The sequence below is a fragment of the Moritella sp. 28 genome (assembly GCF_018219435.1).
GTDB lineage: Bacteria > Pseudomonadota > Gammaproteobacteria > Enterobacterales > Moritellaceae > Moritella.
The window spans coordinates 60,319-81,809 of the sequence record NZ_CP056121.1 but is presented as its reverse complement, the minus strand read 5'-3'; the positions used below and the strand labels follow the sequence as shown (position 1 = coordinate 81,809).

General features: G+C 39.5%; 18 protein-coding genes. 12 read left to right on the top strand and 6 right to left on the bottom strand.

The window, feature by feature from the left end; all coding sequences use genetic code 11:
* Positions 1-479: 479 nt before the first annotated feature.
* From HWV02_RS00325 to HWV02_RS00285, 9 genes are all read left to right on the top strand, one after another.
* Positions 480-1,925 carry a YfcC family protein gene (locus HWV02_RS00325; protein ID WP_211689424.1) on the top strand — a complete coding sequence of 482 codons (1,446 nt, stop codon included), beginning with the start codon at positions 480-482 and terminating at the stop codon, positions 1,923-1,925.
* Between the two features lie 780 nt (positions 1,926-2,705).
* Positions 2,706-3,926 (top strand): arginine deiminase, encoded by a 1,221-nt coding sequence (gene arcA, locus HWV02_RS00320; RefSeq protein WP_211689422.1) that lies wholly within the window; start codon positions 2,706-2,708, stop codon positions 3,924-3,926.
* A 27-nt stretch (positions 3,927-3,953) separates the two neighbouring features.
* Complete coding sequence (gene arcC, locus HWV02_RS00315; RefSeq protein ID WP_211689420.1) at positions 3,954-4,865, top strand: carbamate kinase; 912 nt, start codon at positions 3,954-3,956, stop codon at positions 4,863-4,865.
* 80 nt (positions 4,866-4,945) lie between these two features.
* Positions 4,946-5,950, top strand: coding sequence for an ornithine carbamoyltransferase (gene argF / locus HWV02_RS00310; RefSeq protein ID WP_211689417.1), 1,005 nt, complete (start codon positions 4,946-4,948; stop codon positions 5,948-5,950).
* 307 nt (positions 5,951-6,257) lie between these two features.
* The gene (gene pyrB / locus HWV02_RS00305) at positions 6,258-7,187 is read left to right on the top strand and encodes an aspartate carbamoyltransferase (RefSeq protein ID WP_211689415.1); all 930 of its coding nucleotides are present in this window, start codon (positions 6,258-6,260) and stop codon (positions 7,185-7,187) included.
* A gap of 15 nt (positions 7,188-7,202) precedes the next feature.
* Positions 7,203-7,667 carry an aspartate carbamoyltransferase regulatory subunit gene (gene pyrI / locus HWV02_RS00300; RefSeq protein WP_211689414.1) on the top strand — a complete coding sequence of 155 codons (465 nt, stop codon included), beginning with the start codon at positions 7,203-7,205 and terminating at the stop codon, positions 7,665-7,667.
* Between the two features lie 153 nt (positions 7,668-7,820).
* A complete protein-coding gene (locus tag HWV02_RS00295; RefSeq protein ID WP_211689412.1) occupies positions 7,821-8,300 on the top strand; it encodes an arginine repressor in 480 nt (159 codons plus the stop codon).
* Positions 8,301-8,399: 99 nt separating this feature from the next.
* Complete coding sequence (locus HWV02_RS00290; protein WP_211673585.1) at positions 8,400-9,149, top strand: glutathione S-transferase N-terminal domain-containing protein; 750 nt, start codon at positions 8,400-8,402, stop codon at positions 9,147-9,149.
* Between the two features lie 639 nt (positions 9,150-9,788).
* On the top strand, positions 9,789-11,027 hold the full coding sequence (locus tag HWV02_RS00285) for a RidA family protein (protein WP_211689410.1): 1,239 nt from the start codon (positions 9,789-9,791) through the stop codon (positions 11,025-11,027).
* Between the two features lie 267 nt (positions 11,028-11,294).
* Here the strand turns inward: HWV02_RS00285 and ilvC are convergent, their stop codons facing one another.
* The gene (ilvC, locus tag HWV02_RS00280) at positions 11,295-12,770 is read right to left on the bottom strand and encodes a ketol-acid reductoisomerase (RefSeq protein ID WP_211678017.1); all 1,476 of its coding nucleotides are present in this window, start codon (positions 12,768-12,770) and stop codon (positions 11,295-11,297) included.
* A gap of 352 nt (positions 12,771-13,122) precedes the next feature.
* On the opposite strand from ilvC, the gene ilvY reads away from it, so the two are divergent.
* From ilvY to HWV02_RS00265, 3 genes are all read left to right on the top strand, one after another.
* Complete coding sequence (gene ilvY / locus HWV02_RS00275; protein ID WP_211678016.1) at positions 13,123-14,001, top strand: HTH-type transcriptional activator IlvY; 879 nt, start codon at positions 13,123-13,125, stop codon at positions 13,999-14,001.
* Positions 14,002-14,090: 89 nt separating this feature from the next.
* Positions 14,091-14,702 (top strand): VC2662 family protein, encoded by a 612-nt coding sequence (locus HWV02_RS00270; RefSeq protein WP_211689408.1) that lies wholly within the window; start codon positions 14,091-14,093, stop codon positions 14,700-14,702.
* Between the two features lie 84 nt (positions 14,703-14,786).
* Positions 14,787-15,023, top strand: a complete 237-nt coding sequence (locus tag HWV02_RS00265) for an accessory factor UbiK family protein (RefSeq protein WP_067050897.1) — start codon at positions 14,787-14,789, stop codon at positions 15,021-15,023.
* Between the two features lie 96 nt (positions 15,024-15,119).
* Here HWV02_RS00265 and HWV02_RS00260 read toward each other — a convergent pair whose 3' ends face one another.
* The 5 genes from HWV02_RS00260 to HWV02_RS00240 form a co-directional block, all read right to left on the bottom strand.
* Positions 15,120-16,196, bottom strand: a complete 1,077-nt coding sequence (locus HWV02_RS00260) for a potassium channel family protein (protein ID WP_211678014.1) — start codon at positions 16,194-16,196, stop codon at positions 15,120-15,122.
* Between the two features lie 6 nt (positions 16,197-16,202).
* Entirely contained in the window at positions 16,203-17,069 is an 867-nt protein-coding gene (locus HWV02_RS00255) for an alpha/beta fold hydrolase (protein ID WP_211678013.1), read from the bottom strand.
* Positions 17,070-17,220: 151 nt separating this feature from the next.
* The gene (locus HWV02_RS00250; RefSeq protein ID WP_211673578.1) at positions 17,221-18,063 is read right to left on the bottom strand and encodes a 23S rRNA (adenine(2030)-N(6))-methyltransferase RlmJ; all 843 of its coding nucleotides are present in this window, start codon (positions 18,061-18,063) and stop codon (positions 17,221-17,223) included.
* Positions 18,064-18,396: 333 nt separating this feature from the next.
* Positions 18,397-19,962, bottom strand: coding sequence for a threonine ammonia-lyase, biosynthetic (ilvA, locus tag HWV02_RS00245; protein WP_211678012.1), 1,566 nt, complete (start codon positions 19,960-19,962; stop codon positions 18,397-18,399).
* 163 nt (positions 19,963-20,125) lie between these two features.
* Positions 20,126-21,409 carry a dicarboxylate/amino acid:cation symporter gene (locus HWV02_RS00240; RefSeq protein WP_211678011.1) on the bottom strand — a complete coding sequence of 428 codons (1,284 nt, stop codon included), beginning with the start codon at positions 21,407-21,409 and terminating at the stop codon, positions 20,126-20,128.
* Positions 21,410-21,491 lie beyond the last annotated feature (82 nt).

Genomic DNA, 21,491 nt, shown 5'->3' with positions numbered 1-21,491 from the left:
GCAAGTAAATGCCAATTAATACACTGACAGTGAATGCTTAGCTAAAAAAAGCGCATAATAAAACCACAGCTAATAAAGGGGGGGATTCTCAAGCCTTTTCGTTACAGGCTTAACTCATTATAAAATAAAACTTCGCCTCCCCCCGCTGCATTTTTCACCCATGACATAATTTTTCAATAATTGAATGAAAATATTCAAAAGAAAAACAACACAATTAAAACCAATGGCTTATGCAATATCCACGACCTTTAAAATGTGATCCCTGAGTAATTATGCAAACCCAAACTGCATTATTATTTTAGCTAAATTATCGGCCTTAAATTTGGATTAATAATAATGAACATATCATATTTGATTTATAGATACCGTCTATCTCCCACATCCTTATTCCACTTTCTATGATATAAAAATTCCAATTTTAATTGCTAAAAATTTAATGTTGTACCCAATATTGGTATAACAAATAGCGAGGATAAAAGATGACAACATCAGCTTTAGATAAAGAAAAAAAAGGCTTTTTTGCTAATTTAACATTCCCATCTGCTTATACGATTCTATTTGTACTTATTGCTTTTGTAGCCCTAATGACTTGGATTGTGCCTGCAGGCCAATACGATCGAGTCATGAATGATGACATAGGTAAAGAAGTACCAATAACAGGTACATACCATACTGTTGATAATAATCCACAAGGATTTATAGACGTCGTTCTTGCACCTATCGATGGTTTTTACGATCACAACACCTATGCTGCTGCGGCAATTGATGTCTCTCTTTTCATTCTTATTATTGGTGGTTTTCTTGGGCTTGTAACAAAAACAGGCGCAATAGATGCCGGTATTGAGCGGGTAACTACACGCTTAAATGGTCGTGAAGAATTGATGATCCCGATTCTAATGGCGCTGTTTGCTGCTGGCGGAACGATTTACGGTATGGCAGAAGAGTCATTACCATTTTACTCACTGATCGTCCCCGTCATGCTTGCAGCTCGGTTTGATTCGGTGGTAGGCGCCGCAACCGTACTACTAGGCGCAGGTATTGGTGTAATCGGTTCGACCATTAATCCATTTGCAACAGTGATCGCATCTAATACTGCCGGTATTCCGTTTACTGATGGCATATTTTTACGTATCGCTACCTTAGCTATCGGTTGGATAATCTGCGTAATCTACGTCATGCGTTATGCTAAGAAGATCAAAGCAGATCCATCAAAATCGATTATGTTCGATAAGCATCAGGAGCATATGGTCCATTTTTTAGGAAATAAATCAGATGAGAAATTAGAATTTACCACAACGCGTAAACTCATTCTAACTATCTTCGTCGCTTCTTTTGCAATCATGATTTATGGTGTTGCAGTGGCGGGTTGGTGGATGGCTGAAATTTCAGGTCTATTCTTAGTCGCAGCCATTATCACAGGTCTCGTCGCTAGAATGAGTGAAGAAGAACTCACATCAAGTTTCATTGATGGGGCTCGCGATCTACTTGGTGTAGCACTCATTGTTGGTATTGCTCGTGGGATCGTAGTGATCATGGACCGAGGTATGATCACTGATACTATTCTCAATTCAGCTGAAATGGCGATCTCTGGTTTATCTGGTATTGTCTTTATCAATGTCATGTATTGGATTGAAGTATTACTTTCATTCTTAGTACCATCGACATCTGGATTAGCTGTTTTAACTATGCCTATTATGTCTCCATTAGCTGATTTTGCTTCTGTTAGTCGAGATCTAGTTGTAACAGCGTTCCAATCAGCCGCAGGTATTGTAAACTTAATTACCCCGACCTCTGCAGTTGTTATGGGTGGTCTTGCGATCGCCAAAGTACCTTATATTCGTTGGTTAAAATGGGTAGCACCGCTCATCGCTATACTCACTATTTTAGTAATGACTATGCTCAGCGTAGGCGTCATCCTATCTTAATTTAAAGTTAAATTTGCATCATTAATGATTAAAATACCTTTCCTATCTCAAGGAAGGGTATTTTTTTACCTATATCCCCGTGAGCTATAGCGCCCCTTAATACTTTGTAATTCAGTTATCACGGCACCTGCCCTTGCCGTTAATAGCCTCATATCTTATATTTTAATTTCACAAATCCACTATAGATTTAAAAGCCAATATTGGCTGCATTAAGCTTAAGCAATCCCACAAATATTCATGTTGAACATACAAAATAAGACTCACTTTACACTTCAAATTACACGCAATGATCGACCTTAATAGCGCAAAGCAGCAGAGAATATAGCGTTATTATAAAAACGATGAAAACAGCAAGATCTAAAGCAATAATAACCCCAAATAAAAACATGATCTGACTAGCAAATTAACAACGAAAAACCGCCTACCCATTTAGATATATAATCACTACGACTGCATAAATTTTAACGATTAAAATAGCCCTTTAAAATCCCCCAAAAACAAGAATGAGTAAATACTTTAAAATCAAAAACTTAATACACAAAGTCGACAAAAAAACTGCTTAGCATAATAACAGCAGGATCCTACATGCATAACAAAACACTTTTAAATCAATTGGTTACATATGATTAACAACTTAAGAACGTGACCAAGATCGAAGATTGACAGAACCTATATCGTATACTGCACACATCAACTTAAAGCATTAAATAGCAACAATAAAAATTTTAACTTTCACATAATGAATAGTATTTCATAAACGCTTTAGCGAAGGATAAGATTATGAGTAAATTATATGTAGGTTCTGAAATCGGTCAATTACGTCGCGTTCTAGTTCACCGTCCAAGACGCTCACTAAGCCACTTAACACCATCTAACTGCCACGACTTATTATTTGATGATGTGCTAGCTGTAGAGCGTGCAGGTAAAGAGCATGATGCGTTTACAAAAACATTGCGTGAACAAGGGGTAGAAGTTTTACTTCTAACTGACCTTCTTGCTGATACATTAGCAATTCCAGAAGCTAAAGAGTGGCTATTAACGAGTCAAGTATCTGATCACCGCTTAGGGGCGACATTTGCTAATGACGTACGCTGCTACCTAGGTGACTTACCAAACATCGACCTTGCTAAAATCTTAACTGGTGGTTTGTCTTACGCTGAAATGCCAATGAAATCATCTTCTATGATGCAAGGCATACACGCTCCAACAGACTTCATCATTGAACCACTACCAAATCACTTATTTACTCGTGATACGTCTTGCTGGGTATATGGTGGCGTTTCTATTAACCCAATGGCTAAAGCAGCTCGTCAACGTGAAACTAACCACGTTCGGGCAATCTACCGCTGGCACCCAATCTTCGCTGGTGCAGATTTCGTTAAGTACTACGGCCATGAAGAAAAAATGTACGACAACTCTACAATCGAAGGCGGCGACGTACTCGTTATTGGTAAAGGCTCGGTACTTATTGGTATGTCTGAGCGTACAACCCCACAAGGTGTTGAACAGCTAGCATCAGGCCTATTTAAGCATGGTCAAGCAAAACAAGTTATTGCTATGCAGCTCCCTAAGCACCGTTCTTGTATGCACTTAGATACAGTAATGACACACCTGCGTGAAGATACTTTCTCTGTTTATCCTGAAGTTATAAGTAAAGACGTACAGTGCTGGAGCCTAACAGGTGATGAGTCTGGCGCAGTTAACGTGAAAGAAGAAGGTTACTTCGTTACAGCAATCGAAAAAGCACTAGGTGTAAGCAAGCTAAACCTAATCACAACTGGCGGTGACAGTTTCACTGCAGAACGTGAACAATGGAATGATGCCAACAACGTGCTAACCGTGAAACCTGGTGTCGTCATTGGTTACGAAGGTAACTCTCACACTAACGAAAAATACGACAAAGCAGGTATTACAGTTCTACCGATTCCAGGTGATGAACTCGGCCGTGGTCGCGGTGGTGCTCGCTGCATGAGTTGCCCAATTGAACGTGACGGTATCTAACAATTTAATTCATTGAGATAAATCATTATGACTAAAAAAACTGTTGTTGTGGCATTAGGTGGGAACGCTTTATTACGTCGTGGCGAGCCATTAGAAGCTAAGATTCAACGTCAAAACATAGCAACGGCTGCCAAAGCCATTGCTGAAATAGCCAAAGAATATAATGTTGTACTCGTACATGGTAACGGCCCTCAAGTTGGTTTACTGGCACTACAAGGGTTGGAATATAAAGCTGTAAACCCTTATCCACTTGATGTTTTAGGCTCTGAAACTCAAGGTATGATTGGCTACATTTTAATGCAGGAACTTAAAAATATACTGCCTGAACAGAATGTATCTTGCTTACTCACACAGATGAGCGTTGATCCCAATGATCCAGCATTTGAAGATCCAACAAAGCCGATTGGTCCAGTTTATGCCGAAAAAGAAGCGCGTGAATTAGCTGAAAAACATAACTGGATTATCAAGCCAGACGGAGAATATTTCCGCCGCGTAGTACCAAGCCCACAGCCGGCAGGCATTATTGAAAATGATGCAATTACGGCTTTAATTCAACAACAACATTTGGTCATCTGTACTGGCGGCGGAGGTATTCCAGTAAGAAATGAAAATGGTAAATTGATCGGTGTAGAAGCCGTTATCGATAAAGATATGTCAGCAGCTTATCTCGCCAGACAACTCAAAGCAGACGCGTTGTTGATTCTAACGGATGCGGATGCTGTATTTATTGATTGGGGCAAACCAACCCAAACAGCGCTACGTTCAACAACCCCCTTTGAACTAGCACAACATAGCTTTGATGCTGGCTCTATGGGACCAAAAATTGAGGCCTCTTGTGAGTTCATTAAACAAGGTGGCAAGTTTGTCGGAATCGGTGCTTTAGATGCGGGCTTACGCATCTTGAAAGGCGACGCTGGTACCAACATAACGGCAGATTAATTCGTTTCAATATATCAAGAAATTCGCGGCTACATAACCTACGCAGTAGCCGTCAACCTAATTATCAAAAGGATAACATTATGTCTTTCAATCTACGTAACCGTAACTTCTTAAAATTACTTGATTTCACGCCACGCGAAATCCAGCACATGCTTGAATTATCTGCAGAATTGAAAAAAGCGAAATATAACGGCTATGAGCAACCGCGCTTAACAGGGAAAAACATTGCACTTATTTTCGAAAAAAGCTCAACCCGTACACGCTGTGCTTTCGAAGTTGCCGCACACGATCAAGGCGCTCAAGTAACTTACCTCGGTCCTTCAGGTTCACAAATCGGCCATAAAGAATCAATGAAAGATACAGCGCGTGTTTTAGGCCGCATGTACGATGGCATTGAATACCGTGGTTTTGGTCAAGAAATCGTTGAAGAACTTGGTGCTCACGCTGGCGTACCAGTATGGAATGGCTTAACAACTGAATTCCATCCGACCCAAATTCTAGCTGACTTCTTAACAATGCAAGAGCACGCTCTAGGCAAGCAGTTACATGAAGTTGCTTTCGCTTATCTGGGTGATGCGCAAAATAACATGGGTAATTCATTATTAGTGGGCGCCGCTAAAATGGGTATGGATATTCGTCTTGTGGCACCAGAAGCATTTTGGCCTAATGCAGAACTTGTCGCTAAATGCCGCGAAATAGCAGCAGAAACAGGCGGTAAAATCACTTTAACTGAAGATGTTCAAGAAGGTGTGCAAGGTTGTGATTTCCTTTATACCGATGTTTGGGTATCTATGGGTGAATCAAAAGACGCTTGGGATGAACGTGTAAAAATGATGACTCCTTATCAAATCAACATGGACATGATCAAAAAAACCGGCAACCCGCATGTGAAATTTATGCATTGCTTACCAGCCTTCCACAATGATGAAACAACTGTCGGTGCCGAAGTAGCTGAGAAATACAATATGAAAGGACTTGAAGTTACTGAAGAAGTTTTTGAATCAAAACATTCTATTGTTTTTGATGAAGCAGAAAACCGTATGCATACAATCAAAGCTGTAATGGTTGCAACGCTAGGTCAATAATTAAATTATTAATCATTTAAATTATTAACCATTAAAATCAAAAGTATGTATGCAATAGCATACATGCTTTAACACTACATAATTATATCTGCTAATTCGTAATACAGATGTACTGAATATTTTAGGAAGCAAAATATGACATCATTATTTAGTATAAATTTATCCCTCAATAAGCATCACTCACGATTAATTTTATTATGTAATGATTAAAAAAAGTCTTCTTTTATAGAGGACTTTTTTTTACTTGTTTTTTACAACAATAGGTACTTACTTTTATAGTAAGTATCGATATAAGGACGGAGATACCATGAACAATACCTTGTTTAGAAAACATATCATTTCTATACCAGAACTAAATAGATATGATCTAGAACTAATTGTGGATACTGCAAAAAAGCTAAAAATAGACCCCAATCCAACATTACTAAAGAATAAAGTAGTTGCGAGTTGCTTCTTTGAACCATCAACACGAACGCGTTTGTCATTTGAAACAGCCGTGCAGCGATTAGGCGGCACGATCGTTGGTTTTGACAATGCTGGCAATACCTCATTAGCGAAGAAAGGCGAAACATTGGCTGACTCAGTACAGGTTATCGCATCCTATGTAGACGCTTTTATCATGCGCCACCCACAAGAAGGTGCAGCACGCTTAGCATCTGAGTTTTCTAATAACGCGCCAGTGATTAATGGTGGTGACGGGTCTAACCAGCATCCAACCCAAACCTTGCTCGACTTATTCAGTATCTATGAAACACAAGGCACCCTAGATAACCTAAATATAGCCTTTGTTGGTGATCTAAAATACGGCAGAACCGTGCATTCACTTACTCAAGCGCTGGCGAAATTTAATAACACCAAACTGTTCTTTATCTCACCCGATATTTTAGCCATGCCTGATTATCTGTTACAAGAATTACGCGATGCTGGTATCGAGTACAGCTTACATAGCGACATTGAAGATGTGGTAGATGATCTTGATGTGCTGTATATGACTCGAGTGCAAAAAGAACGCTTTGACGAATCAGAATATGCGCACATGAAAGCAGCCTTCATCCTTACTGCCGATATGTTAAAAAATGCACGAGATAACCTTAAAGTGCTGCATCCTTTACCGCGTATTGACGAGATCACAGTCGACGTAGACAAAACCAAACACGCTTACTACTTTCAGCAAGCTGAAAATGGTGTTTATGCCCGCGAGGCGCTACTTGCTCTTGTCCTTAACGAACAGTTTTAATTGGGAGATAACCAGATGATTAAAGAACACCAGTTACAAGTTGAAGCGATTAAAAATGGCTCTGTCATTGACCATATCCCTGCTAATTTAGGTATTAAAATATTAAAACTATTTAACCTAAAAGATACAAATCAAAGGGTTACCATCGGTCTAAATTTACCATCATCAGCACTTGGTCATAAAGATTTAATTAAAATAGAAAATGTATTTCTCAATGAGGATCAAGCCAACCAGTTAGCATTATATGCCCCCCATGCGACAGTAAACCAAATCGAAAACTATGAAGTTTCAAAAAAATTGAAGCTAGCTTTACCTCATGAAATCGCTGCTGTGTTTGCTTGTCCAAATAGTAATTGTATTACCCATAATGAACCCGTAGATAGCCACTTTGCTGTTGTGGAAACTCAAGAGACTGTACGATTAAAATGTAAGTATTGTGAGAAAGTATTTTCACGTAAAATTATGACTGAATGTAATTAAAAGCATCTCGATTATAATCCTGTAAAAGAAGATTTATACGGGATTATTTACTGAACAAATACTATATATCCCACATAACACTAAGAACTTAATAGACTTAACACAAAAAAGAGTATCTAATTGTGGGTATAAAATAAATCCATCGAGGTATGAATGAATAATACTGAACAATCTACCGCCTGTCATTGTGACATAACCGATGCATGTAAAAACCTACTTAAAATAGAACGATTTCATACTCAAGATAATATTCGCCAACGACTAATTAGACTTGGTTATCAACATATTAATCAATCGACAGTATCAAGAATGTTATCGCGATTAAATGTAATAAAAGTGACTGATGCTTATGGTAAAAAAATATACCGCTTACCCTCGGAAGGAAAATCTCAACATACTGATGTATCGGTCTCAACCAAGATTGAATTTATCACACATAACCAATTGGTTGTCGTTATAAAAACACCTCCAGGTTGTGCTCAACTCATTGCTCGTGTACTTGACCTGAATCCACACCCAGAAATATTAGGCTCGGTAGCCGGTAACGATATGGTCATGGTAGCACCTAAAAGTATCCACAGAATCGAAAACTGTGAGAACGTTGTTAAACTACTCCTTGACCAACCAAACTAATTATCTTTATTTATTAGATTATTAACTCCTGTGATTAATCTAATAGATCTTTCTAAAAATAGTACCTAAACTGATTATTTAGCTGAACGGATTTACGCTATGTTTGATCTACTGACTTCTACTCTGGCTTCACAAACCCGCTTATGGGCGGGTACCAAAGCGGCAAAAACCACGATTAATGAACAAGATCCGTTAATCATGTATGACAACGAAGCCGACCCACTTTGTCGCTTAGTACGTGAAGCTATTTCAGAATTAAATCTTGATGTACTTATTATTCCCTGCCCCAAAGGCGGAGAGCGTCACAAGCAACAGCTACAAGAAATGTACAGCACAGATAAAATTCCATTCTTGATTGATAAGAACACCCAGATCATCTTAAACTCTGCGTCTGAGATCATCAGTTATTTATACAAGCATTATGCGAATAGCAGCGCACCGATTAGGTTACGCGCGAATATTTTTAATTATGCCAGCTCAACCAGTGCATCGCTGATCCGTTGCAACGCAGGTAATACTAAAAAGCCAGCATTGGAACCAATCGATCCATTGGTATTATACAGTTTTGAAAGTAGCCCTTATTCACGTCCTGTTCGTGAGACGTTATGTGAATTAGAACTGCCGTATTTATTGGTTAATTTAGGTAAACAACAATTTGGCGAACTCGGCCCTGCAACAAGACGCTTAAACCTAGGTGAATACAGCCCGTTACCAGAAACTAAGCGCAGTGCATTTTTTGCCGAACACGGCACAGTACAGGTCCCTTTCTTAAAAGATCCCAATACCGATGTGGATATGTTTGAGTCAAAAGCAATTGTGAAATACCTCATGAAGACTTACGCCATTTAGGCAGTTCTAAACCACGCGTTAGCATGTATCGTAATTGATATACATGCTAACGACCCACAACAGCAGATCAAACACAGATAATTCCCCCGCTTTAAGCCCAACATGTCACATCTCATTTTCAATATTAAAGTTCATCTTCAGTTATGTGCTCTTTCTGAATAAGTAAATAAGTGAATACCAGTCATTTATCCATTTCTTCATACCGTGAAAGATAAGCACTCGATCTTAGTATTAACTGGCGAATTTATCGCTTTCCAGCGCCCCCGCAGACAAATAACTTCGCGCCTAAAAATATGATCAAGTTAGCAAATTATCAAAAATAACAACCCACTACTTTATGTATAGGTAAGCAATTAACCTGCATAATATTTAGCAAGTTAAATCATCTACCTAACAACAACAATTTTTTATAAAATCAAATTTAATAGAATCAATTATTTACAAAAAATCACTATTTTAAAATTGTTAGAAACCCATAACAAAAATAGAACCATGCATAACAAAACACTTTTAAATCAACCAGATACAAGAATCAAAATAATTCACTTTGTGATTAAGTTCAAAGATTGTTCATCCCTATTACGTATACTCGAGCCAACAACATCAAACCATACTCGTATCAAATAGGATAAATATCATATGAATAACATCATCATAAAAGCGTCACGAAACACTGAAACGGCACCACAAAATACACTATCAACACAGACTGTCGCTTTTTCGCATTACAATAATATTTCAGCGCAATTACCACTAGATCCTAACACCGGTGAAATTGTCGTGGGTAATATAAAAGATCAGATAAAGCAGTGCTTAACGAATATTAAAGCAATCATAGAAAGTACTGACCATGTGATGGATGATGTAATTAAGCTCACGATCTTCCTGAAAAACATCTCAGATATGGACGCTGTAGACGAAGTTTATGCAACATTCTTCCAAAGCTACCTTCCGACACGGACGACGGTAGCCGTTGCGGCTTTACCGATGAATGATGCTTTAGTACAAATTGAAGCGCTGATTTCCAACGGTGAAGGTACTGCGCCACAAGCTCCTTGCGATCTTATAAAACTAGCAAGAAATACTGAAAATGCGCCAATAAGTGCGACCTCTACACAAACTGTCGCTTTTTCTCATTACAACAATATTTCATCTCAGTTACCTATCGATGTAAAGACCGGTGAATTGGTAGCAGGTGGTATAAAAGAGCAGGCATCACAGTGCTTAAACAACATCAAAGCCATTTTAGAAAGCATTAACCATGATATGAGAGATATAGTTAAAACCACTATATTCCTTAAAAACATCGCAGATGTTGAAGCTGTAAACGAAGTTTGTGCCAAGTTTTTCCCAAGCTATGTTCCTGCACGAACAGTCGTTAACGCTTCCGCTTTACCTATGGACGCTTTGATACAAATTGATACATCAGTATCACACGGAGATGGTACCCCACCACAACGTCCTGAAGACACTCGTTTGCTAGTTATAGAAGCAAGCAACACAGAAAATGCACCTAAAATGCCATTTTCACACACAGTCGCGTTTTCTCATTACAATCATGTTGCAGGTCAATTGCCTTTAGATCCAAAAACCAATTCAATGGTAACTGAAGATGTGAAAGCGCAGGCTGCGCAATGCTTAAACAACATTAAAGCAATTCTAGAAAGTATTGACCACGTTATGGACGATGTCGTTAAAGTTAATATCCAACTTAAAAATATCGCAGACATTGATGCTGTAAATGAAATTTACACAGTATTCTTTAACAACCATCTTCCAGCAAGAACAGTAATTGGCGTTACAGCTATCCCTATGGATGCTTTGGTACAAATTGATGCCGTTGTTTCTAACGCTGAAAGTACACCACCACAAGCATAGCAGGCATTAATTATCGCTGAATAATTCTTCAATTACGATAAATTGAATTCAGCTTACAAAGATAGAGTCAGTTTTTATTATTGGCTTAAGGTGAGAGTCAGGAAAGGATTCTAGATTCATCTTTTATCTCAAGTTAATGTATCACCAAGTCTACGTAGTGAATATCAAGCCCCTGTAATCATCTAAAATTTAACCACAAAAAAGCCCGGTAAACATAATCATGCTTACTGGGCTATATCAACTAAACCTTGATACTTATATCAGGTATTAGCCAACAATTTTCTTCATGTCTGACATGTAACCACGCAATTTCTTACCGATAGCTTCTACAGGGTGATTACGAATTTCGTCGTTAACTTCGATTAAACGCGCATTATCGACGCCATTTGATTCAGCAGAAAATGCAGAACCCATTAGTTCAGTTGGTAATGAATTTACGTACTCACGTAGTTGTGGTCCAGCTTCGTGAGCAAACAGGTAACAACCATATTCAGCTGTATCTGAAATAACAACGTTCATTTCATATAAACGCTTACGGGCAATTGTGTTCGCAATTAGCGGCGTTTCATGTAGTGATTCATAGTATGCAGACTCATCAACGATACCTGATGCGACCATGCTTTCAAACGCAAGTTCAACACCCGTTTTAATCATAGCAACGAATAATGTACCGTTGTCGAAGAACTCTTGCTCGTCAATCACGATGTCTGATTCAGGGTAATTCTCAAAGGCAGTTTCGCCAGTCTCTTTACGCCATTTAAGTAGGTTCACATCATCGTTTTTCCAGTCAGTCATCATCGTTGATGAGAAGTGACCCGTAATGATGTCATCCATGTGCTTTTCGAATAATGGGCGAAGTGTTGTTTTCATTTCTTCAGCCATATCGAATGCTTTAAGTTTTGCAGGGTTCGATAGGCGATCCATCATGTTAGTGATACCGCCATACTTAAGTGCTTCAGTGATGGTTTCCCAACCGAACTGAATTAGTTTACCTGCGTATGCTGGTGATTTACCGTCAGCAACCATTTTGTCAAACGCAAGAATTGCCCCAGTTTGTAACATACCACATAGGATAGTTTGCTCACCCATCAGGTCAGATTTAACTTCAGCAACAAACGAAGACTCAAGTACTCCCGCGCGATCGCCACCCGTTGCAGAAGCGTATGCTTTTGCAATTGCTAGGCCATTGCCTTTAGGATCATTTTCAGGGTGAACAGCGATCAGTGTCGGTACACCGAAACCACGTTTGTATTCTTCACGAACTTCAGAACCAGGGCACTTAGGCGCAACCATTACTACAGTAATGTCTTCACGTACTTGCATACCTTCTTCAACGATATTGAAACCGTGAGAATAAGACAGCGTTGAACCTTGCTTCATTAGCGGCATGATAGTTTCAACTACATTTGAATGCTGCTTATCAGGTGTAAGGTTAAGAACTAGGTCTGCTTGTGGAATTAAATTCTCATAAGTATCAACAACGAAACCATTTTCTGATGCATTTAAGAATGACTGACGTTTTTCTGTAATCGCCGCAGCACGTAATGCATAAGAAATGTTAAGACCCGAGTCACGCATGTTTAGACCTTGGTTTAGGCCTTGTGCACCACAACCCACAATAACAATTGACCAGTCTTTAATGAAGTTACAACCGTCAGCAAACTCACTGCGATCCATAAAACGACATTTACCAAGTTGCTCTAACTGCTGGCGTAAGTTTAAAGTGTTAAAATAGTTAGCCATGTTGCTCTCCATGAGAATTTTGTAATTTGAATGCGCTATCACCACTCCAGTGATGCTCTACCACTCACTATATGCTAAGTTACACATTGCTGGAAATGATATATTTACAATATAGTGTTGCAATAAACGCAACATTCGCATTTATATACAAGATCGCCGTTCGAACGCGGTGTTAAAACAAAGAAAATACCAAACCAGTAAAATTTAAACCCGACTATAAATATAAATACAGAGTTTTAGACTAAATCATTCCATTATAATTAATTACAATGTCTTACACTTAAACTCATTATTATCATTAATGATTACACACAGAAAGTAACAATTAAGCCCACTAAGAATAAGGTGAAATATGGATATTCGTTCACTACAACTTTTTTTACATTTAGCGGCCACTTTACACTTCGGGAAAACGGCAGAAGCGATGCATGTCAGTACATCAACACTGACCCGCACCATGCAGCGTTTAGAAGAAGCGGTTGGCAGCCAAATATTCGCCCGAGATAATCGCTCAGTTGCATTAACCGAAAGTGGGAAACGACTACAAAGCTTCGCCCAACAAACCCTCGAAAACTGGACTCAACTGAAAGCAGACCTGAATAATCACAGCGGCGAACTTGATGGTGAGCTTACAATTTTCTGCTCAGTGACCGCAGCCTATAGTCATTTACCACCAATTCTCGATAAATTCCGCTTATTGCACCCCAATGTTGAACTAAAACTGATTACCGGAGATGCTGCGATGGGCATGCAGCTGGTTGATGAAGAAAAAATTGATATTGCCATTGCTGCACATCCAGACCAAATATCGAATCGATTAAAATTTGTCGAGATTGCAAAAGTACCCCTTTCAATCATTACCCCGGTGATTTCCTGCCAAGTTCAACAGCAAATTATGCAAGATAATATTAATTGGAATGCCGTGCCTTTTATCTTACCTGAGCACGGCCCTGCACGTAAACGAATTGATAAATGGTTTAAACAAATGAAAATTAAGCCGAGTATTTATGCCACGGTTGCGGGTCATGAAGCCATTGTTAGTATGGTCGCATTAGGACTTGGGGTCGGTATTGCCCCCGCAGTTGTGGTTGATAACAGTCCCGTCAGAGACCGTGTATTAACCTTTGAAAACAGTAATACAATCGATCCATTCGATCTCGGTTTATGCTGCCAGCGAAAACGCTTTGACGAACCTTCGATTGAAGCCTTTTTTAGTATGATTAATCATTGATTTGTCATAAATTATTATTAAGAATAACAATAGCGTTCCGTTATAATAGGAATCTACTCTTCTCTCATCATTGTTACTATGGAGTTTTCATGGGTTTCAAAAAAATAGGCATGGCAATACTAGTCGCTTTAAGTCTAAGCCAAACAGCGGTCGCCAATGAGGTGCCAGCACAATTTTCCACGGTCGGCCTCAATGCACCAAAGAGTCAGGATGTTAATGGTTTCCGTTTTTCATTATTCCATGGTCAAACAGAAAAAGTACAAGGCTTTGATATGGCTGTATTAGGTTTATCTGAAGTCGATAAACTCGAGGGCATAAGTTTTAATTTATTGCTTGGCGCAAGTAAAGTAAACGAGGAATTTTCAGGAGCATCATTTGGTTTATTTAACTGGCATCTAGGTCAAGATACCGGTTTTAACATGGCACTTGTGAATAATACCAGCCATGTGAAAGGCGTCAATTTAGCCATGGTTAATTTATCAAAAACAGTGGCAGGCGCCAATATAGGCTTAATTAACTATAGCGACCGGTTATCTCTTGTTGATTTTGGTGTGATGAATTATGCGAAAACGACTAAGTTTCAATTTGGTCTGTTCAACGTAACAGAAAACTTACAAGGTTTACAGATTGGTTTATTAAACTATGCTGAAAATGGGGTGGTAAAAATATTACCCCTGATCAATTTTAAGCGATCATTTTAGGTCGATTAATCGATAATTAAAATGCTAGACTACCATCAAACGAAATTAACGAATAGTTAAACTCACTCCGTAATTAGGTGCCGTATGATCAAGCCACAAAAATTAGAAGAAATAGCGAAACAAATACATGACTCACTACCAACGGGTGTAAAATCGTTAGGTACCGAAGTAGAAAAGAAGATCCATCAAGTATTGCAATCACAACTAAACAAGCTTGATCTAGTTAACCGTGAAGAGTTTGAAGTACAAACCAAAGTACTATTGCGTACGCGTGAAAAATTAGCAGCACTAGAAGCTCGTTTAACAGAACTAGAAAAATAGTACTTAGGCCTGATACTGTTAACTATGATCATTGTTAACAGTATCAGGCACGAACTAAAATTCCGTTATAGCTCACTTTTAGTTCTCCATACCTGCCTACTTATCTATTTTCAGCAATAATACATCGACCCAATTTATCTCGTGCTTACGGATCCGTTCATTGGCGATATAATGTAATACCTGTCCACACCGAAGCTGTGTATCCATGGCCGGATTTAATTTAAACCCAGTGCCTTTTTCATCGTCAGCAATTGCCATCAACGTCATACTATATTTCTCTCGCAGAGGCTGAAAGACATCACCGACCGTCATTTCCGGCGCATCCTCTAATGTTAAGCAATATAATGTTGCTTCATCAAGCGTAGAAAACAATTGTTCATGGACAATACTGGCACCGGGCGATTGCATCGTTCGTACTAAAATTTCGGCATGGCGTGAACTTGCACATTCGACATTGGGACAATGTGCACGCAGCAGATCAGCTTTACTTTCCTCATGAAAATAAGCACTGATATGCGCCTGTTTTGAGGCATGTGATGAAGCACTTAATGCCATCGATAGCGTCATTTCATCATTTTCACCATCAACAATAATAGAACTCGCCTGTGCGATCGCAATACGCACTAATTCATCATGATCGGTGAAAGATTCTAGTTTGGCAAACTCCACATCCAGCAGTTGTGGAAACGGATGGTTCATATCACGCTCTACACACAAAATTATCTTGCGTTTATACCGCTTTTTATCGGCAAGAATCAGATCTAAAATCCGTTTAGTGCGATGCGCACGCCAGCCTAAAATTAAAATATGGTCGCTATAAGTACTAAAATCTTTTTTTCCGTTCATACCTTTCCTTGCTAGTGTCACTATTGCTTGCGTGGTTTTACCAATCGCGGCACCAAAAATTAATAACCCAAAAGGGATCTGTACCAAAGCGACAACAAGTTGGCCATGTGCAGTCGTCGGTGATAAATCACCAAAACCAACAGTGCTAATCACCACGACGGTGTAATAGAAAAATGTCAGCGGTTCAATTAACGTGCTTTCATCCGCTAACCATAACAATCCCCATACAACAGCTAAATAACTACAAAAAATAAAAAATAGATTCGCCCAACGCAGTTCAGCAGTGAGCTTGCGTAACGCTAGGCTAATTAATCTAGATATATACATATTGACCTAATGCTTATTAATGGCTAAGTGCTGGCGAATAAGCTCAGCCGTTTTCAACGGTTGCTCTAACGGGAACAAATGCCCACCGTCCATTTCAACCAGTTTAATATGTGGCTGCTTACGCAATAATCGAGCGACGGTTTCTGTCGATAACGTATCAGAATCACGTCCCCTAATCACCACGGTATCGGTCGTTAAATGTTTAATGCTCGACCAAACCCAAGGTACTGTCTGATAAATAGAGGCTTCCCACTCACGACTATAGCTCAGTTTAAACCCGTCGTCGGTTTCGTACAAACCTTCGGCCATGTAATCAGCTAATACACTGTCAGAAATATCTTTAAAACCACGCACTTTACGGTGAAAATCGAAACCTTCCTGAATATTAACAAACGTATTCGGTCGTCTTAATGTTTTTTCGACCAGTGGTAATCTTTTACGTAAGCAGTAAGGTAAATGACGCATAACCCAAATCATGTGGGGTGCAAGAATAACCGGGTCAAGGAGAATCAGTTGTTTGACTTTTTCAGGTTCGCGTACCGCACAAATGATACTAATCAAACCACCCATCGAATGGCCGACTAAGGTAATAGGCTCAGGTTGCGCAGCAACAAAACGGCAAGCGTCATCGATCATTAATCGCCAATTATCAAAATCATCCGGAATCGGTAATGGCCATAACGGGCGCTGGTAAACGGCGCTGACTTTATATTCACCGGTAAGTGGTTGTAACATTTGTTGATACATAGCGGGCGGAAAACCATTGGCATGAAAAAATACCAAATGCTCTCCTTCCCCACCTATATATTTAGAAGGTAATCCTTCAGCGACAAAGCCCTGTGCTGATAATTTTTCTGCGATCCATTGCTTCATAATCTACCTATTGTACATGTGAGACTAATTCTTTGTATTTATTTTATAACCCTTTAAATTTCAAACTAGATGAATAAACACTGTCTAAGTAATTCTTACGTCAGTTAGAATTACGATATCCTTCGATACCGTAATTCTATATTACATTTACTTATTCTGGAACTAACCATTCAAGGCGGAAAAATGCGTTTTTATCTTGCGCTAATTCTTCCGTTAGCCAAGGCAGTAACTCTTCCATTTGAGCAACCAATTTCCACGGTGGATTAATGACAACCATACCTGTACCAGTCATACCACGTTCTTCAGTATCACCTTTTACGCATAATTCGATCACTAAAATCTTTTTAATGCCAGTGCCAACAAAGTCTCGCATAAGCCGATCAATAGTGCGACGTTCAATAACTGGATACCAAAGTGCATAAGTGCCTGTTGCAAAACGGCGGTAAGTCTGTGCGATCTCCTGCACTACCTGGCGGTACTCGGTTTTGATTTCATAAGATGGATCAAGCAGTACTAAACCACGTTTATTGCGTCCAGGTAGCAAGGATTTCAGCCCTTCATAAGCATCTTTCTTGTACACGCGCGCTTGACGATCACCAGCAAACTCTTGCTCTAATAATTTTACATCCGCAGGGTGTAATTCCGTCATTTGCATACGATCTTGTTCACGTAATAATAAACGCGCAACTAATGGTGATCCCGGATAATGCTTCAGGGTAGACGTGTTATTTAACTGCTTAATCATATTTAAATAAGGGATTAATGGCGCAGGTACTTCACCTTGTTGCCAAATTCTAGCGATACCATCAACGTACTCAGCTGTTTTTTCTGAATGTGCACTCGATAAGCTATAACGACCCGCGGCAGAATGGGTATCGTGATAAATAAAAGGCGTATCCTTTTGTTTTAACGCTTCTAAAATCAATACTTCAACCGTGTGTTTAAGTACATCAGCAAAGTTGCCAGCGTGAAAGCTGTGGCGATAGCTCAGCATAATATTTCCAATATAAAAATGATAAATTAATTGCGGTAAAGGGTAGCACTGTTTACTTAAAACTAGGCTATTTATTCTATCTTTCAAGTGCCCAATAGTCTGCTTTATTCATACTTTCGTTAAGTTTTCAGTTGTTATAGTGATTAGCTAAGTTCAGCGGTATACATACTGTTTCATGAATCTGACCAAAGGACACGGCCATGCAGCAAGGAGAGGAATTAGGCGCAAACATGACTCGCGTAATTTTTACAGCGATGCAGACCGAGAAACACCACTGAGAATTGATTCATTCTCAGTGGTGGACGATGAGTCAGTTTGAGCCACCGAGATTATCTAGTGCGCAAGAAAAAACTTATACGCAGGATTGTTAGTTTCTTCTTTATATTGATAACCCAACTTAACTAAATAAGCTGAAAAAGCTTTCATCTCACCATCTGGTAGCTCAAAACCCGTTAATACACGACCATAAGCAGCACCATGGTTACGATAATGAAATAAGGTAATATTCCAATTCATACCTAGCGTTAATAGAAATTTTTGTAATGCTCCCGGATGTTCAGGGAATTCAAAGCTAAACAAACGTTCTTGCAAGTCTTCAGCAGGACGGCCTCCAACCATATAACGTACATGCTGTTTGGCCATTTCATCTTCAGATAAATCAACCACTGGATATTTTGCATCTTCCAGCTGTTTAATGACGGTAGCTAACTCTGCAGTACCTTGAGGTGTACGTAAGCCGACAAAAATATTTGCCGCGGCACGATTAGAATAACGGTAGTTAAATTCAGTCACGGCGCGATTGCCTATTAATTCACAGAACTTCAAGAATGCACCAGGACGTTCAGGGATAGTCACCGCAAGCACCGCTTCCTTCTTCTCTCCATATTCACTACGCTCTGATACATAACGTAATGAGTGGAAGTTAACATTCGCACCACTTAAGATCGACGCCATGTTCTTATCACGTAAACCGTTTAATTCAGTATATTTTTTTAATCCCGCCAGCGCTAATGCGCCCGATGGTTCTGCAATTGCACGGGTATCTTCAAAAATATCTTTTAACGCCGCACAGATCTCATCACTGCTCACCGTGATCACATCATCGATAAATTCATTACAAAGGCGGAATGTTTCAGTACCAATCCGCTTTACCGCCACACCATCGGCGAAAATACCTACACGGTCAAGCGTAACGGGTTCACCCGCATCTAATGCCGCGCGTAAACAGGCTGAGTCTCGCGGCTCAACACCGATCACTTTAATTGATGGTTTTAATTGTTTGATATACACAGCAATACCCGCAGCAAGACCACCGCCGCCAACAGGTACAAAGATATAATCTAAATGGGAATTTTGTTCTAGCAATTCACGCGCAATAGTTCCTTGCCCCGCGATCACATCCGGATCATCAAACGGTGGGATCAAGGTATAACCTTCTTCTGCTGAAAGTTTCTTAGCATGATTTGATGCTTCATCAAAACTATCACCATATAAACAAACGTCGGCACCAAAACCACGCACCGCACTCACTTTAATATCAGGGGTAATAACAGGCATTACAATGATGGCTTTAATACCCAGTTTCTTCGCAGACAGCGCAACACCTTGGGCATGATTGCCTGCAGAAGCAGCAACGACACCGCGTAATTTTTGTTCTTCAGATAATTGCACCAATTTATTAAATGCACCGCGTAATTTAAACGAGTGCACGGGTTGACGATCTTCACGTTTAAGAAGAATACTATTACCCAAACGTTCAGATAATTTTGTTAATGGTTGTAACGGGGTGACCACTGCAGCTTCATAAACCGGTGATAACAGGATCTTACATAAGTATTCACTTGCTGTAAGTTGTGATTGGGGTTGTTGGGGCTCGTTATTTGTCACTCGATCATCCATTGAAATATAACTGACAAGTTAACGCATTGACATGCAATCGTTAACGCTATGATTTAGTTATAACAACAATCGAAACAGATAAAAAGGTTTAACTCAGGATAACTTTTCACCGGAAATAAAAAAGGGAGCATTTCGCTCCCTTTTAACTATTTATATTAATTGATTACGCTGTTTTAGCTACTGCATTTGTTTCTTCAGATGCATGTGCTATTTCAAGGTTTAGTTCACCTTCACTCTTAGCAACAATCGTATTAACCGCTGTATCACCGATTACGTTAGCAGAAGTACAGAACATATCATTGATACGGTCAACCGCAGCAATAATAGCGAGTGCTTCAACAGGTAGACCAAGTTGTGTAAGTAACACACCAATCATCACGATACCGCCACCAGGTACACCACCTGCGCCAACAGATAGTAGTAGGATAGTTAGCCCCATAGTGAACATATCAGTAACTTGCAGTGGTGTGCCGTATGCGTTGGCAGCAAATACTGTCGCAATTGAGATGTAGATAGATACACCAGACATGTTCATCGTAGCGCCCAATGGAACACCAAAACCAGCAACTGTTTTCGATACACCAATCTTATCCGTAAGGGTGCGCATAGTTACTGGGATTGTTGCGTTTGAGCTTGCTGTCGATAGTGAAAATAGGAACTGTTCACGAACTTGGCGACGGAATGTAGCTGGACGGATACCCGTTGTTGCCCATACCGCTAGTGGGTATACAATTAAGATCCATACTAAAAGCAATGCTACAACCAGACCCACGTAACTCGCTACTGAAGCGAGCGTTGCGCCATCAAGCGTCGCACCTAATTGAATCATTAACGCGAATACACCAAACGGGGCAAAGCTCATGATTAGGCTAACAAGTTTCATCATGATGTCATTCGCGATTTGGAATGCATTAACCGCTGGACCACCTTTTTTGTCTAGTGCTTGAATTGCCAGACCAGTGATGATTGCCATGAAGATGATTTGTAACATGTCACCAGAAGCAAATGCTTGTATCGGGTTACTTGGTACGATGTTAACAATCATTTGACCAATATCAGGTGTTTCTGTTGATGTTAGATGTACCGCAGTACCACCTAATTCAGCAAGGTTAGCACCAACACCTGGTTGAACAATCATTGCCACAATAAGTGCAACTGTGATTGCGATTGCTGTATTTGCGAGGTAAAGGAAGAACGTTTTACCACCTAAGCGACCAAAACTTTTAATGTCTTTCAGTTCACATACACCACATACAATAGAGATGAAAACTAATGGCACAACCATTAATTTAATCAGTGATACAAACATAGTACCGACTGCAGTAGCTGCACCGACAAAATATGTATCAAGGAACGATCCTGCACCAAAGCCATACTGAACGATAGTACCCAGTAACAAGCCCACAAACAGGGATATAAATATTTTCGAACTTAGTGATTTATCCATAACAAACTCAGCCTTTCAATTATCATAGTAGTGTGTGTTTTTTTGCTTATTATATTATTTTTATATTTTTACAATTCTTTGC